The following is a 15,658-nucleotide window of genomic DNA, read 5'->3' as shown; positions in this document are numbered from 1 at the left end:
CGTTGGTACGACATGGAATCCATTGACGATCTGGCCACCAACCTGGACTTCACCGTCGCCAAAACGGGCGCGGACCGCACCGTGACGCTGCTGCCCGACCCGCCACGCGCCCCACGCCGGTACACCGTGATCTCGGTCGACGACCACATCGTCGAGCCGCCCGACACCTTCACCGGGCGGCTGCCGAGTAGGTTCGCCGACCGGGCGCCACGCGTGGTGGACACCGACACCGGCGGCCAGACCTGGGTGTACGACGGCAAGGAACTGCCCAACGTCGGGTTCAACGCCGTGGTCGGCCGCCCGGTGTCCGAGTACGGCTTCGAGCCCGTCCGGTTCGACGAGATGCGCCGGGGTGCTTGGGATATCCACGAACGCGTGCGGGACATGGACCTCAACGGGGTGTACGCGTCACTGAACTTCCCGTCATTCCTGCCCGGTTTCGCCGGGCAGCGCCTGCAACAGGTCACCACCGACCGCGACCTGGCGATGGCCTCGGTGCGGGCCTGGAACGACTGGCACATCGACGTGTGGGCCGGCTCATATCCGGACCGGATCATCCCCTGTCAGCTGCCGTGGCTGCTGGACCCCGAAGTGGGCGCCAAGATGATCTACGAGAACGCCGAACGTGGTTTCCACGCCATGACTTTCAGCGAGAACCCGGCGATGCTGGGCCTGCCGACCATCCACTCGGGCTATTGGGATCCGATGATGGCGGCCTGCGCCGAGACCGGCACGGTCGTGAACCTGCACATCGGGTCGTCGGGTTCGTCCCCCTCCACCACCCCGGACGCGCCGCCGGACGTACAGGGCGTGCTGTTCTTCGCCTACGCCATCTCGGCGGCCGTGGACTGGTTGTACTCCGGTCTGCCCAGCCGCTTCCCGGACCTCAAGATCTGCCTGTCCGAGGGCGGCATCGGCTGGGTCGCCGGCCTGCTGGACCGGCTGGACCACATGCTCAGCTACCACTCGATGTACGGCACGTGGGAACGGCTCGGCGAAAAGCTCACTCCAGCCGAGGTTTTCACCCGCAATTTCTGGTTCTGCGCGGTGGAGGACCAGTCGTCGTTCGTGCAGCGGGACCGCATCGGCGTGGACAACATCATGCTCGAAGCCGACTATCCGCACTGCGACTCGACCTGGCCACACACGCAGGCGACCATTCACGAGGAGATCGGCAACCTGCCCGCCGACGCGATCCGGAAGATCACCTGGGAGAACGCCTCTCGGCTCTACCAGCACCCGGTGCCGGAGTCGGTTCAGCGCGATCCCGAGTCGTTCTGAGGTAGCTGCTTGCTGTCGCCTAACCGTCAGTGACATCCTGGCGCGCCAGCGCACCGAGCAGCAGCGCCTCGGAGATCGCCGCCTTCTCCAGCACGCCCAGGTGCAGGCTCTCGTTGATGCTGTGCGCCTGGGTGCCGGGGTCCTCGACGCCCGTCACCAAAATCGTTGCCTCGGGGAAGGTCTCGGCGAACTCGGCGATGAACGGGATCGACCCACCCATGCCCATGTCCACCGGGGCGACACCCCATGCCTGCGTGAACGCCGAGCGGGCCGCGTCGTACACCGGGCCGCTGGCGTCGATGGCGTACGGCTGCCCGACGTCTCCGGGCGTCACGGTGACGCGCGCGCCCCACGGCGCGTTGCTCTCCAGGTGCCGGGTCAGCGCGGCCAGATGCGCCAGCGCGTCCCCGCCCGGAGCGACCCGCATACTCACCTTCGCCCGCGCGGACGGAATCAGCGTGTTCGACGCCTTGGCGATCGACGTGGTGTCGATGCCGATGACGGTGATGGCCGGCTTGGCCCAAAGTCGTTGCACCACAGAACCGGAACCGATCTGCTGAACACCGTCGAGCATGCCGGTCTCGGTGGCGACCCAGTCCGGGCCCCGGTCGACGTCGGCCGCGGTGCCTTCGTACAAGCCGGAGACCGCGACGTTGCCGTCGTCGTCGTGCAGCGTCGCCAGCAGCCGCACGAGGGCGCTCAGCGCGTCGGGCACCACACCGCCCCAGAGCCCGGAGTGCAGGCCGTGGTCCAGCGTCGCGACCTCGACGACGCAGTCGGCCAGGCCGCGCAGTGACACCGTCAGCGCCGGCATCTCGGTGCTCCAGTTGTCCGAATCGGCGATGACGATGACGTCGGCGGCGAGCAGGTCCTTGTGCGCGCTCAACAGGGCCCCGAGCGATGGCGAGCCCGATTCCTCTTCGCCCTCAACGAATACCGTGACGCCGACGGGCGGCTTGCCGCCGTGCGCGCGCATGGCGGCCAGGTGCACGGCGATGCCGGCCTTGTCGTCGGCGCTGCCACGGCCGTAGAGCCGGCCGTCGCGCTCGGTCGGTTCGAAGGGCTCCGAGTCCCACTGTGCGGCGTCGCCCTCGGGCTGCACGTCGTGGTGCGCGTACAGCAGCACGGTCGGGGCGCCCTCCGGTGCGGGATGGCGCGCGATCACCGCAGGGGCCCCGCCCTCCTGGACGATGTGCACCTCACTGAAACCGGCGTCGGACAACAGCTTTGCGGTCAGCGCGGCGCTGCGATGTACCTCGGCGTGCCGGGCCGGGTCGGCCCACACCGACTGGATACGGACCAGGTCCTCCAGGTCGGCTCGCACCGATGGCAGCACCTCGCGGACGGCGGCGACGAGATCAGTCATGACGTCGAGCGTAGTGCGCCGCCTGGTGACCCGGCGTATCGTCACCGCATGCCGTCGATGGGTCATCTATTGGCGTTCGGGCTGATCTCCCTGCTGGTCATCGTGATCCCCGGGCCGAGTGTGCTGTTCACTGTCGGCCGGGCGCTGACCGTCGGTCGCCGCCAGGCGTTGTTGACCGTGGCGGGTAACGCGATGGGCGCCTACGTCCAGATCCTCGCGGTGGCCCTGGGTGCCGGTGCCCTCATCTTGGCGTCGTCGCTGGCGTTCAGCGTCATCAAGTTCGTCGGCGCGGCCTACCTGATCTACCTTGGCGTCCAGGCCATCCGGCATCGACACGGCCTCGGCGAGGTGCTCACCGGCGGCGCGTCCGCCAAGCGGCCGAGCCGGGTACTGGCCGACGGGTTCGTCGTCGGGATGACCAATCCCAAGACCATCGTGTTCTTCGTCGCGGCGCTGCCGCAGGTGGTCGACACCGCCGCGGGAAACGTGGCGGCCCAGATGCTCGTATTGGGTGTCGTGTTCCTGGCCATCGCGGTGGTCTCGGACAGCGTGTGGGCACTCGCGGCCGGACTGGCCCGGGACTGGTTCGCGCAGTCCCCGCGCCGCTTCGCCGCCATTGGTGGCGCCGGCGGCCTGGCCATGGTCGGCTTGGGCGTCAGCCTCGCGGTCACCGGCCGCAAAGACTGAACAGACGTCGGTGCCCCCGACACCGAAGTGTCGGGGGCACCGACGTCTGAAAACTAGTCCTGCTCGAGGACCGCGACCGCGGCCGCGGTGTCGCCCTCATGGGTCAGCGACACGTGGATGGCCACGCCCTTGAGGTGCTCGGCGATCTCGCCGGACAACCGCACCTTGGGCCGGCCCCACATGTCGGTGACGACCTCGATGTCGCGGTGAATGCCCTCGGGCAACACCGGGCGCTTCGAGAACCGCGAGCCCGACCACGCCTTGATCACGGCCTCCTTGGCCGCCCAGCGGGCCGCCAGGTGCCGTGCCGCCGACGAACTCTTGTCGGCGGCGTCACGGCGCTCACCTGGGGTGAACGTCTCCGCGAAGACGGTGCCCGGCTGGTCGACCTGCTCGGCGAAATCCGGGATCGAGACCAGGTCGATGCCCACACCCAGGATGCTCATGGGCAACAACCTAGCGGACCCCATCCCGATACCTCGGAAGGCCTCACGAGCGGGCGTACCAACCGTCCTCACCCAGACGCGCATCGGCGTCGAGCAGCATGTCGGCTTCCTGACGCTTCTCCGGCGCATCGTGGTTGAAGCGGCGGTCGGCCGGCTTCTCGTACAGCGCACGCCCACCGGCGATGGCCGACGCCAACCGGTGCTGACCGGCCAGGACCCGCTCACCGGCGCGGCGCAGGTAGTCCTCGCGCTCCGCCGGATCGAGGGCTGCGACCAGCGCCTGCGGGTGCACCAGAGCGATGAGACCCGACACGTGACCGAAGCCGAGGCTGGTCACCAGACCGGCCTTGATCGGCAGACGGTCGCCGAACTTCAGCGTCTCGCGGACCCACACGAAGTGCTGCGCGTTCGACAGCTCGTCGTCGACGCAGTCGAGGCTGCGGTTCGGCGGGATGACGCCGTCGCGCAGAATCTGGCACAGACCCAGCATCTGGAACGCCGCGGCGCCACCCTTGCTGTGTCCGGTCAGGCTCTTCTGGCTGACGATGAACAGCGGGTTGCCCGGGGACCGGCCCATCGAGGCGGCGAGCCGCTCGTGCAGCTCGGTCTCGTTGGGATCGTTGGCCAGCGTCGAGGTGTCGTGCTTCGAGATCACCGCGATGTCGTCCGGGGTGACGCCCAGCTTGGCCAGGTCGCGCACCAGCTGCGACTGACGTCCACCGCGGCCGGCACCGAGGGCACCCAGGCCGGGGGCCGGGATCGAGGTGTGCACACCGTCGGCGAACGACGACACGTAGGCGACGACGGCCTGGATGGGCAGACCCATCTTCACCGCGAGGTCACCACGGGCCAGCAGGACGGTGCCACCGCCCTGGCCTTCGACGAAGCCGAGACGACGACGGTCGTTGGCACGCGAGAACTTCGAGTCGCTGATGCCGCGGGCCCGCATCATCGCGGTCTCGGCGGTGGCCGACATGTCGCCGAAGCCGATGATGGCCTCCAGCGTCAGGTCGTCGTAACCACCGGCGACCACGAATTCGGCCTTGCCCAAACGGATCTTGTCGACACCTTCTTCGACGGAAACCGCCGCGGTGGCGCACGCGCCGACCGGGTGGATCATCGCGCCGTAGCTACCGATGTACGACTGCACGACGTGACCGGCGAAGACGTTCGGCAGGACTTCCTGCAGGATGTCGTTCGGCTTGTTCCGGCCCAGCAGGTTGCCGTGGTACATGGTCTGCATCGAGGTCATGCCGCCCATACCGGTGCCCTGCGTGGAGGCCACGAGGCTCGGGTGCACCCAGCGCATCAGCTCTTCCGGCGAGAAGCCGGCCGACAGGAACGCGTCCACCGTGGTGACCAGGTTCCACAGCGCCAGGCGGTCGATCGAGCTGGCCATGTCCGGCGTGACGCCGTAGACCTGCGGGTCGAAGCCGGTCGGCACCTGGGCGCCGACGGTCCGCGACAGCTTGACCTTGCGCGGCACGCGGATCTCGGTGCCGGCCTTGCGGGTGACCTGCCAGTCGCTGCTGTCCGGCACCGGCGCGATGACGGTGTGCTCCGGATCGAACTGGTGGAACGCCCGGGCGTCTGCCTCGGCGGACACGACGAAGGAGAAGTCCTTGTCGAGGAACACCGAAACCAGCAGCGGCGCAGCGTGATCGGGGTCGATAGCGCCGTCGTCCACCCACTCGCGGATGCCGACGCGCTCCAGCACGACGTCGTGGTAGCGCTCGATGAGCTCGGACTCGTCGACCAGCTCACCGGTGTTGGTGTCGTACCAGCCCGGCTTCGGGTCGTCTTCCCACTTGACCAGACCGGTGGTCCAGGCCAGCTCCAGGACGCCCGCGGCCGACAGCTCGCCGGAGACCTCCATCTCGAAGCGGGTGCGCGACGAGCCGTACGGGCCGAGTTCGGCACCGGACACCAGCACGACCATGTCGGCCGGGTCGATGTCCAGGTCGGCCCACTCCGGAGCCGGCGCGGCCCGGTAGCCCCGCGGCGGCGACGGCAGCGCCGAGATGGTGCCTTCGAGATCCTCTTCGTCGACGGCAGCCTCGGCCACCATCTCCTCGCGGGCCTTCGCGGCCAGCTCGGCCATGTCGAGCTCGATGTCACCGAGGCCACCGGTCAGGTCGACCTGGATGGGCTCGCGGGCGGCCGACACCTTGGCGTCGATGCTGCACAGGTTCAGCAGCATCGAGGCCATCTCATCTGTGGTGTACGTGATGACACCGGCTTCCTCGACGGCACCCACGATGGCGTCGTTGTGACCCATCAAGCCGGTGCCCTTGGTCCAGCCGATCAGCGCGTGCGCCAGCGAAACACGTTGCGACCACGAGGTTTCCGCCTTCCAGCGGGCGACGACCGCGTCGAGCGCAGCCTTCGACTCACCGTAGGCGCCGTCGCCGCCGAACATGCCGCGGTTCGGCGAACCGGGCAGCACGACGTGCAGACGCGACGCGATGTCACGCTCGGAGCCGATGTGCGACAGCCCACCGATGAGCCGCTGCACGGCCCACAGCAGAACCTTCATCTCCATCTCGGCGCGGGCGCCGGCCTCCGACAGGTCCCCGGCCACGCGCGGTGCGGCGAACGGGAACAGCAGCGTGGGGGTCTGCGCGTCCTTGAGGTGGATGGCCTTGGGGCCCAGGTTCTCGACCTGCTCGTTGCCGACCCACTCGACCAGCGCGTCAATGTCGCTGTAGGAGGCCATGTTTGCGGGCACGACCCACAGCTGGGCACCGAAGCGGGCGTTGTCGCGGTACAGCGTCCGGTAGAACGCCAACCGGTCGTCGTCCAGCTTGGACGTGGTCGCGATGACCGAAGCGCCACCGGCGAGCAGCTGGCCCACCACGGCCGACGCGATCGAGCCCTTGGAGGCACCCGTGACGACCGCGATCTCGTTGGCGTAGCGGCCCTTCTCCGGGTTCTCCGCACCGGCGGCCGCACGGCCGTACAGCGCGGCGTGGAGGGTGCGGCCGGCGGCGAGCGCCTTGCCCTGCCACCAGCTGGCCTGCGTGGCGACCACGTGTCCGGCGCCTTCGAAGCTCTCCGAGAGCTTGGCCCAGTCGCGGTTGACGTCGTCCTCTTCGAGCAGCCAGATGCGTGCCAGGTCCTCACGGGCGCTGGCCCAGCGGTCGTCGAACAGCACGGCCTTGCGGCCGTCGAACGACGGAGCCACCAAACGCGGCCAGTCCGAACCCAATTCGGCGGTCACGAGGTCGATCAGCTCGGAGTCGGTGGCGTCCGGCACGGACACCGGCGCCTGCAGACCCAGCTCGCCCAGGATCAACCGAGCGGCGCCGGCCAGCACACCATTGGGGCCGGTGACCTTCTCGGCGAACTCGTTGAGCGCGGCCGAGTCGACCACGCCGCCGGCGGCACCGCCGGCGGACGGCAGCGACACGGCGATGCCCTTACGGGCGCCGACCGCGGTGACGGCCGCGTCGATGACCTTGTCGACGGCGCCCGCGTCGGCCAGGGCACCGGAGTGCAGGCCGCCCATCTCGCCGCCACGGACGCTGCTGCCCTCACGGGTGCCCAGCGCGACCTCGGCGGTGACGTGCTTGGCCCAGCCGGGGCCCAGTTCCCAGGCCTTGCTGACGCGCTCGGCGATGTACGCCGGACGCTTGCCCGAGGGGCCGAGCACCGTGCGCAGCTGGTCGTTGATCGCGTCGGACAGGACCGGGCCGAACGGCTTGTAGGTACGGGCCAGCTTGGTGACCTGTCCCTTCAGACCGGCCAGGTCGGCTTCCGCGGCACCGTCGATGGCGCCGAGGTTCAGCTCCGAACCCAGGTCGACGAGCAGCTGGTTGCGTCGTGACGACGCACCGTCGGTGATCGACTCGATGGAGTCCAGCGGCTCGATCTGGTCGATGCGCATCTTCGCCGACAGCGCGATGAGCGCCATGGTGGCGTCGGCCGCGTCGTAGGTGATGTCGTCCGGACGCGGGCCACCGGCCGGAGCCGCGGGAGCGGCGGCCGGAACCGGTGCTGCCGCAACAGCTTCCGCCGGAGCTTCGGCAGCGGCGGCCGGCGCGGCGGGGACGTCGTCCTCGGGCTCCGGGTCGGTGTCGGTCGCGAACAGCACCGGGGCGTCGCGCTCGACGTTGAGCACCTCGGTGGTGTTGTGCGAGTACTCCGGCAGCTTCAGCGTGTTGGTGGCCAGGCCGGCAACCGTCGGCATGGTCTTCACACCGACCTCGACGAACCGCTCGACCCCGAGGCCGCCGGCGGCTTCCTCGATGAACAGCAGGTCCTGAGTCTCGATCCAGCGGACCGGGCTGGCGAACTGCCAGGCCAGCAGCTCGATGACGGTCTTGCGCATCAGCTCGGACGGGTTGTCCCGGCGCCAGGTGTCGTAGTCGGCGAGGATCTCGTCGAGTGGCTCCGCCGGCACCAGGTCACGGATCTCCTGGATGAAGTCCTTGTCCAGGGTGAAGGGCCGCGGCACCAGGTTCGGGATGTACTTGCCGACGAGCAGCTCCGGGTCCTGCCCGTGCGGCATGACGCGGTCCAGCGCGCGACGGAAGTCGGCGACGCCCACCCGCAGCACCTCGGAGTGGAACGGCACGTCGATACCGGGGACGAGGATGAATGAGCGCTTGCCACCGGTGATTTCGCGACGGCGCTCGATCTCGGCCTCCAGGGCCTCGAGGCCGCGGACGGTACCGGCGATCGCGTACTGCGAGCCCCGCAGGTTGAAGTTCACGATCTGCAGGAACTCGCCGGTCTCCTCGGCGATCTGCGCGACGAAGTCGGTGACGTCGTTGTCGTCCAGGTCGATCTGCGACGGCCGGATGGCGGCCAGTCGGTAGTCGGACCGGCCCTTGGCGTCACGCGGGACGATGTCGTGCATCTTGCTGCCGCGGTGGAACACGACCTCGAGCAGCGCCTCCAGCTCGTACACACCGGACACGCAGGCCAGCGCGGTGTACTCGCCGACGGAGTGGCCGCAGGCGATGGCGCCCTCGACGAACGCGCCCTGCTCGCGCATCTCGGCCACCTGGGCGGCCGCGACGGTGGCCATGGCCACCTGGGTGAACTGCGTCAGGAACAGCACGCCGTCCGGGTGGTGGTAGTGCACGCCGCTGGCGATGATGCTGGTCGGGTTGTCCCGGACCACGTGCAGCACCGAGAAGCCCAGGGTCTCGCGGGTGAACTTGTCCGCGGAATCCCAGATCTTGCGGGCGGCCTTGGAGCGGGCACGGACCTCCATGCCCATGCCCTTGTGCTGGATGCCCTGGCCCGGGAAGGCGTAGACGGTCTTGGGCGCGGCCAGCTGAGCGGACGCGGCCATCACCAGTTCGCCACCGACCTTCGCGGTGACCTCGATGATCTCGGCGCCGCGGTCGATGCCGACGCGGTCGACGCGGAACTCGATCTCGTCGCCCGGCAGCACCATGCCCAGGAAGCGCGAGGTCCAGCCGACCAGGCGGGCCGGCGGGGTGGCGCGGCCGTCGGTGGCGGTGACCACGTGCTGCGCGGCCGCGGACAGCCACATGCCGTGCACGATGGGCGATTTCAGGCCGGCCAGCAGTGCGGCGGCGCGGTCGGTGTGGATCGGGTTGTGGTCACCCGACACCACGGCGAAGGCGCTCATGTCGACCGGCGCGGTGACGGTGACGTCGCGACGACGACGGCGCGGCGTCTCGGTGGCGTTGTCAGTGATGGCACCCCCGGCGCGGACCGGGTCGGTCAGCTCGGCGGCACCGCTGCGGCCACGGATCGCGAAGCGCTCTTCGAGGCGGGCCAGCTCGGTGCCCTCGGCGTCGGTGATGCTGACAGAGACGGGGACGACGCGGCCGACCTCGGTGTCGACAGCGGCGGAAGCCGTTGCGGTGACGGTCAATTCGGCACGCTCGGCCGGCATCGGGGCCAGCAGGTGCGCGGCGTGGTCCAGGTGGACCAGGCTCAGCAGACCTTCGACGACCGGGATGCCGTCAGCGGTGACGGCAGCGCCGATGACCGAGAACACGGCGGGCCAGCAGCGGCCGACGAGGGCGTCGGGCACCAGGGTCAGGCCCGGCGCCAGCGGGGCGCCGAAGGTGGCGGTGACGCCGGTGTGGTCGGCGACCTCTTCGGGGTCCCAGTCGGCGGTGACGGTGGCGACGTTGTCGGTGACGGCCGGCAGGGCGTCGACGCCGTCGGCGCCCGCGGCGATGGCGAGCACGGCGCGCATCGCGGCCGAGGCGTCCTCGGTGGTGACGACCGGCATGCCGCCGTTGACGGTGGCGGCCGGCAGCGTGAAGCGGATGGCGATCCAGATGTCCGACAGCGGGACGTTCAGGACGACGCCGTCACCGTCGAGCTCCAACCGGGAACCGGTGGACGGGTGTGTGGCCGAACGGTTTTCGTTGACCTGCCACTCGCTCGGGGCGCCGATGCGGTGCACCGGGTTGATGGCGGTGCGGCCGGCCCACAGCACGTCGGGCGAGTCGAGGACGACGGCCAACGGGCCCGTGATGTCGGCGCGGGCCTGCCGGCGCGACACGACCGGAACCGGGGCTTCGCCATTCGCGGCCAGCGCTGCGACTACTTCGTCGATGGCGGCCTGCTCGAAGCGGTCCAGCAGCTCACCGACGGGCTCGTCGACGCGGGTGATGCCGGCGACGGCAGCGGTGCCGGGGATGATGCAGACCTGGTCGGCGTCGTAGCGGGCGTCGTGGGCCTGCCACAGCGAGTCGCTGCGCCACCAGCGGCGCACGTCCTTGTCGATGACCGGGACGAAGTTGACGGGCTTGCCCAGCGTCTTGCACAGCGTGATGAAGAACGGGACGTCTGCCGGGTGCAGGCGCAGGGTCTCGGCCTCGGGGTACCGGGCCAGCAGCTCGGCGAGGGCGCGCTGCGGATCTTCAAGCAGCGCTTCGCCTTCCGCGGTCGCCGGGAACAGCGTCTCGATGCGGCCGGCGTCGGCCGGGTTCAGGCGGGCCTCGGCGCGCTGCAGCATCTCCTCGAAGCGGTCGCGCCAGGTGACGTCCAGCCACGGGGAGTTGTCGCGCTTGGTGTCGGCGGTGCTGCTGCCGTCGCCGATCGCGAGCTCGACGTAGCGCTGCAGCCACTGCTGGTAGGTCATGTCCGCGACGTCACCGAAGTACGGCTTGGCGGTGTTGGCCATCGCGGCGATGATCTCGTCGCGGCGCTCGGCGACAGCGTCGGCGTCACCGGCGACCTCGTCGAGCAGGCGGCCGCAACGCGATGCGGTGTTGTCGATCTCGTGGATGTCCGCGCCCAGCTGGCTGCGGCCGGATGCCATGCCGCCCTGGGCTTTACCGGCGCCGACCCAGTGGTCGGTGCCCTTGGTGTCGACCAGCAGCTGCTTGACCTGAGGCGAGGTGGTGGCCTCGAGGGTGGCCATGGCGGCGGTGCCGACCAGGATGCCGTCGACCGGCATCAGCGGGAAGCCGTAGGTCTCGGCCCAGCGGCCGGACAGGTACTCGGCGGCACGCTCGGGCGTGCCGATGCCGCCACCGACGCAGATGGTCAGGTTGGCCTGCTTGCGCAGGTCGGAGTAGGTGCTGACGAGCAGGTCGTCGAGGTCCTCCCACGAGTGGTGGCCACCGGCGCGGCCGCCCTCGACGTGGACGATGATCTCGCGGTCCGGGACCTCTTCGGCGATCTTGATGACCGACTTGATCTGGTCCACGGTGCCCGGCTTGAACACCACGTTGGTGATGCCGATTTCGTGCAGTTCCTCGATCAGCGCGACGGCCTCGTCGAGCTCGGGGATACCGGCGGTGACGATGACGCCGTCGATCGGGGCGCCCGACTGGCGCGCCTTCTGCACGATGCGCTTGCCGCCCAGCTGCAGCTTCCACAGGTACGGGTCCAGGAACAGCGAGTTGAACTGGATGGCGCGGCCCGGCTCGAGGAGCTGGCTCAGCTCGGCGACGCGGTTCTCGAAGATCTCCTCGGTGACCTGACCGCCACCGGCCAGCTCGGCCCAGTGGCCGGCATTGGCGGCCGCGGCGACGATCTTGGCGTCGACGGTCGTCGGGGTCATACCGGCCAGCAGGATCGGCGAACGGCCGGTGAGGCGGGTGAACTTGGTGGACAGCTTGACGTCGCCATTGGGCAGCTCGACGGCCGTCGGCGCGAAGCTGGACCACGCGGGCTGCACGACCGGGGCGGCGCCGACGGTGAACAGCGAGCGCTGGCCGGCGCGGGTGGCGGCGGGCACGATGCCCACGCCGAGGCCGCGGATGATCGGCGAGGTCAGGCGGGTGACGGTGTCGCTCGGTCCGAGGTCGATGATCCAGCGCGCACCGGCGTCGTGCATGCGCTCGACCTCGGCGACCCAGTCGATGGGCTTGACGAAGATGGCCTCGGTCATCTTGTGGGCGAGCTCGGTATCGATGCCGCACTTGGCGGCCCAGCGGTCGACGACCTCGATGCCGTCGGCCAGGCGCGGGGTGTGGAAGCCGACCTCGACCTGGACACCCTGGAAGACCGGGCTGAAGACGGCGCCGCCGCGCAGCTTGTTCTTGCGCTCGGCCTCGTCCTTCTCGGTGATCTTGCTGCAGTACAGCTCGAAGCGGGCCAACTGCTCCGGGGTGCCGGTGATGACGACGCTGCGGCGGCCGTTGCGGATCGACAGGACCGGCGGCAGGACGGTGCGGACGTCTTTGGAGAAGTCTTCGAGCAGTTCGGCGATGCGCTCGGGGTCGACGTTGGTGACCGACACCATCGGCGACTTGTCCCCGCGACCGACCATGCCGCGACGGCGCGACACGAGCGAACCGGCGGCACCGATGAGCTGGAGCAGCGCGAGGAGTTCGGCGTCACGGGTGCCGTTGGCCTTGAGTGCCTCGGCGGCGATGATGCCCTGCGAGTGTCCGGCGACGGCGACCGGCGGGGTGCCCGCCAGGTCCAGGCCCTGGCGCTGCACGGCGCGGATGGCGGCCATCTGGGCCAGCAGGATGCCGGGACCGGAGATGGCGGCGGTGGTCAGCTGCTTGGCCGACGGCAGCGGCTCGTCGGCGGCGAGGGCGCGCACCCACTGCATGGGCTCGAAGCCGATGGGCCGCACGACGACGAGCTCGCGCGCGACGGGCTCCAGCAGCAGGGCCGCCTCGCCGACGATTTCGCTGAGCTCGGATTCGATGCCGGCGGAGCTGACGAGCTCTTCGAGGTTCTCCAGCCACGAGGCGCCCTGGCCACCGAACGCGACGGCATAGGGTTCGCCGGCGTTGAGCAGGTCCACGAGGGCATGAGCGCTCGCTGCCACCGCCTCGGTGTTGCCACTGGTCACATTGCGGTGCTCGTTGATCGTCATGCGTCCCTCTCGTCGTAGCCGCGCGAACCGGTCAGGTGCTTGGTCTTGGTAGTCGGCCCTGGGGCACCGCGATGCGACGTCGGATCACGTGAGGCCCGTGCTACGTCTGGCGCCCGAATTTTCGGGTGCCTGAGAGCCGGGCCGACTGCACTAAGAGTGTCATAAGATTCGCGGCGTTTTTCTGCCGGAAATGGTTACCAACGAGTTCTACGGATCGGTAACCACCCGCCTGGGTAACACCGCGTCGCGGGACTGCCCATACCCAACAGGACAAACGTCCTGTTGGCAGCTGGTTACGGTCGAGTAGTAACAACATCGCTGATCAAAGCGGTATTGTTATCAAATCGTGACCATGCTTGTGACGGTGCGGGACCTTACTAATGAGTAGGAAAAGACCCGTTCCAGAAAACACTCGACAATGACGGTGCGTCTGTCTATACGGGCGGTAAGTTACCGAGCCGCCATTTGCTGCGGTTCGATCTCGTTTTCTTAGAGCTGGGCGCCAGCTAACTACTGAGCGGTAATCTGCGCGGCCTCAGTCCCACTGTCCGAAGCGGGGCTTGAGGATGTGGTTGATGTCGACCCCGACTCCCCCGACGCGTTGCTTGTCGATCTCGACCTGATGCAGTGCGGCCGCCGGATGCGCGGTCCCACCCGGCGAGCCCCAGTTGTGCTGCCAGAAGTACGACCCCAGGCCGTCCTGCACGGCCCACTCGATGGTCTTGGAGTTGGCGTACACCCCAACCCGTTGGTGACCCAACACCGATTCCCAGCCGCGGAGGTACGGCGCAACCTGCGCCTTGTACTGGGCCGGAGTCGGATCGTCGTCGATGGACGCGTAGATCGGCGCCCCGACCGGACCACCGGCCGCGGTGTGCAACGCGAACCCGCGCTGGGCGTGCTGCACACCGGCGGTGTGCCCGCCCAGCCAGTCGGCCGTCGACTCCTTCCCGTACTGGTAGCACGAGACGATCTTCAGCCCGCCCTTGTAAAGATCGCGCGCCTCCGGCAGCTCGATGGGCTTGCCGAGCATCCACGCCCCGCCCGGCCGCCGATCCGAGACGTACCGGATGGCGCCCAGTGCCCCGGCCGACCGGATATCGGACGCGGTGAGCACCCCCGCCGCGTAGTCCAGCAACACTCCGTACGGGGCGGCCGCGGCGGTCGTCGCGCCGAGAACCGATTGCAAACCCGCTCCGAGGCCGACCGCCGCCGGCGCGGCTGCAGCGTATTTCAGCAGGTCACGACGCGAAATTGCCACGGGTCACAGGATATGACAGTTAGCTCTTCCGGCCCGTTAGCCACACCAGTGCGCTCCTGCCCCAGCCGCACCTGCTCAACGCACAACGATCGCCGAGTTCCCGGCAGCGCCCTCAGGTCTGGCGCGCCACCGCGTCGGCGACGTGCCGGTGCCCGATGATCTCGAAGCCGGCCACGCTCACCATCGGCGCCAGGCTGGCCACCAGAAGGCAGAGCGCCATCGGCACACCGACGGCCGCCAGTACCACCGTCGCGATCAGGACCACCGCCGTCAGCACCACCAGCAGCACGTGCAGGGCGTCGACCGAGCGCAGCATCAGCCCGTACAGCACGTACACCAACGCGATGTAGATCGCGACCGGGATCACCACGCTGAGCACCGTCGCCACCGACCCCAGCACCGAATGGTGCTGGATGAAATACGCAGCGGTGTGCAGGCCCGCACCGGTCGCGACGATGGCTCCGTACACCGGCATGTGCAGATACCCGAACCAGAAGCCCCGCTCACGATGCGCATGCAGGGGCTCAGCCGTCGGCACCATGAAGTACACCCACCACATGCCGAAGGTCAGGGCCGTGCCCGAGATCGCCAGCAGCACGGCGTCCCACGACCAGCCGTGCTCGCCGACGACGGCCGACAGTGACGCGACGGTCCCGACGACGCCCTCGCCCAGGGCAATGATCGCCAGCAGCCCGTAGCGTTCGGCGATGTGGTGGGCGTGCCACGGGGTACCGCCGCATTTCGTCTCGGCGACCATCGGGCCGCCCAGTTCGATCAGCGCCAACACCACCCAGAAGCTCAGTGTCACGGGCACATCTGTCGGCAGGAACACCGTGCCGACCCAGCCCACCTGGACCACCGACACGATCCAGACGTACGTCATTGCCGCCGCACGCCGGCTCGGATCCTGCTTCGCCGCGCGTAACCACTGGCCTACCAACGCAATTCGCATCACCACATACCCCGCGACCAGCACCGCGTTGTCGACGTGGTGGCCGTGCTCGATCGAGGCGTAGAACGCCGGCAGGCCGAGTGCCAGGACCAGGACGCCGACCATCTCGACCATGGTCATCAGCCGGAACACCCAGTCGTCGGTGTCATACGCCGAGGCGAACCAGGTGAAGTTGATCCACGCCAGACAGATCGCGAAGGTGGAGAACACGAAGCCCGTGATGCCGGCGCCGATGTGGCCCGCGGCCAGCAGGTGTGCCAGTTCCGACGCCGCCACCCCGAACGCGACGACGAACGTCAGGTCGAACAGCAGCTCCAGCGGAGTCGCGACGCGGTGCCTTTCGTGCGGATCGCGTCCCCGCATCGGCGTCAACCGATGGGCGCGCACC

Annotated in this window: 7 protein-coding genes; 2 read left to right on the top strand and 5 right to left on the bottom strand. The window is 69.1% G+C overall.

Annotated features, from left to right (window positions below):
- Positions 1 to 12 precede the first annotated feature (12 nt).
- On the top strand, positions 13 to 1,281 hold the full coding sequence (locus tag QRN63_RS05490) for an amidohydrolase family protein (RefSeq protein ID WP_267319363.1): 1,269 nt from the start codon (positions 13 to 15) through the stop codon (positions 1,279 to 1,281).
- 19 nt (positions 1,282 to 1,300) lie between these two features.
- Here the strand turns inward: QRN63_RS05490 and QRN63_RS05485 are convergent, their stop codons facing one another.
- Complete coding sequence (locus QRN63_RS05485) at positions 1,301 to 2,647, bottom strand: dipeptidase (RefSeq protein ID WP_285029863.1); 1,347 nt, start codon at positions 2,645 to 2,647, stop codon at positions 1,301 to 1,303.
- A 48-nt stretch (positions 2,648 to 2,695) separates the two neighbouring features.
- On the opposite strand from QRN63_RS05485, the gene QRN63_RS05480 reads away from it, so the two are divergent.
- Positions 2,696 to 3,334, top strand: coding sequence for a LysE family translocator (locus tag QRN63_RS05480; RefSeq protein ID WP_285029862.1), 639 nt, complete (start codon positions 2,696 to 2,698; stop codon positions 3,332 to 3,334).
- Between the two features lie 53 nt (positions 3,335 to 3,387).
- Here QRN63_RS05480 and acpS read toward each other — a convergent pair whose 3' ends face one another.
- The 4 genes from acpS to QRN63_RS05460 all read right to left on the bottom strand — a co-directional run bounded on the left by acpS (position 3,388) and on the right by QRN63_RS05460 (position 15,633).
- Positions 3,388 to 3,780, bottom strand: a complete 393-nt coding sequence (gene acpS, locus QRN63_RS05475; protein ID WP_020102278.1) for a holo-ACP synthase AcpS — start codon at positions 3,778 to 3,780, stop codon at positions 3,388 to 3,390.
- Positions 3,781 to 3,823: 43 nt separating this feature from the next.
- The gene (locus QRN63_RS05470) at positions 3,824 to 13,057 is read right to left on the bottom strand and encodes a type I polyketide synthase (RefSeq protein WP_285029856.1); all 9,234 of its coding nucleotides are present in this window, start codon (positions 13,055 to 13,057) and stop codon (positions 3,824 to 3,826) included.
- Positions 13,058 to 13,592: 535 nt separating this feature from the next.
- A complete protein-coding gene (locus tag QRN63_RS05465; protein ID WP_285029855.1) occupies positions 13,593 to 14,318 on the bottom strand; it encodes a DUF1906 domain-containing protein in 726 nt (241 codons plus the stop codon).
- 112 nt (positions 14,319 to 14,430) lie between these two features.
- On the bottom strand, positions 14,431 to 15,633 hold the full coding sequence (locus QRN63_RS05460; RefSeq protein WP_285030017.1) for a low temperature requirement protein A: 1,203 nt from the start codon (positions 15,631 to 15,633) through the stop codon (positions 14,431 to 14,433).
- Between the last annotated feature and the right edge of the window lie 25 nt (positions 15,634 to 15,658).

The organism is Mycolicibacterium sp. lyk4-40-TYG-92, from assembly GCF_030209435.1.
In the GTDB taxonomy this organism is placed as follows: domain Bacteria; phylum Actinomycetota; class Actinomycetes; order Mycobacteriales; family Mycobacteriaceae; genus Mycobacterium.
Note: the sequence above shows the minus strand (reverse complement) of the source record. Positions and strands in the feature narration are given on the sequence as shown.

What these genes read in the sequence shown, in the direction of transcription:
- QRN63_RS05490 (WP_267319363.1), top strand. Translation starts at nt 13, where the DNA reads ATGGAATCCATTGACGATCTGGCCACCAACCTGGACTTCACCGTCGCC.
- QRN63_RS05485 (WP_285029863.1), bottom strand. Translation starts at nt 2,647, where the DNA reads ATGACTGATCTCGTCGCCGCCGTCCGCGAGGTGCTGCCATCGGTGCGA.
- QRN63_RS05480 (WP_285029862.1), top strand. Translation starts at nt 2,696, where the DNA reads ATGCCGTCGATGGGTCATCTATTGGCGTTCGGGCTGATCTCCCTGCTG.
- acpS (WP_020102278.1), bottom strand. Translation starts at nt 3,780, where the DNA reads ATGAGCATCCTGGGTGTGGGCATCGACCTGGTCTCGATCCCGGATTTC.
- QRN63_RS05470 (WP_285029856.1), bottom strand. Translation starts at nt 13,057, where the DNA reads ATGACGATCAACGAGCACCGCAATGTGACCAGTGGCAACACCGAGGCG.
- QRN63_RS05460 (WP_285030017.1), bottom strand. Translation starts at nt 15,633, where the DNA reads ATGCGGGGACGCGATCCGCACGAAAGGCACCGCGTCGCGACTCCGCTG.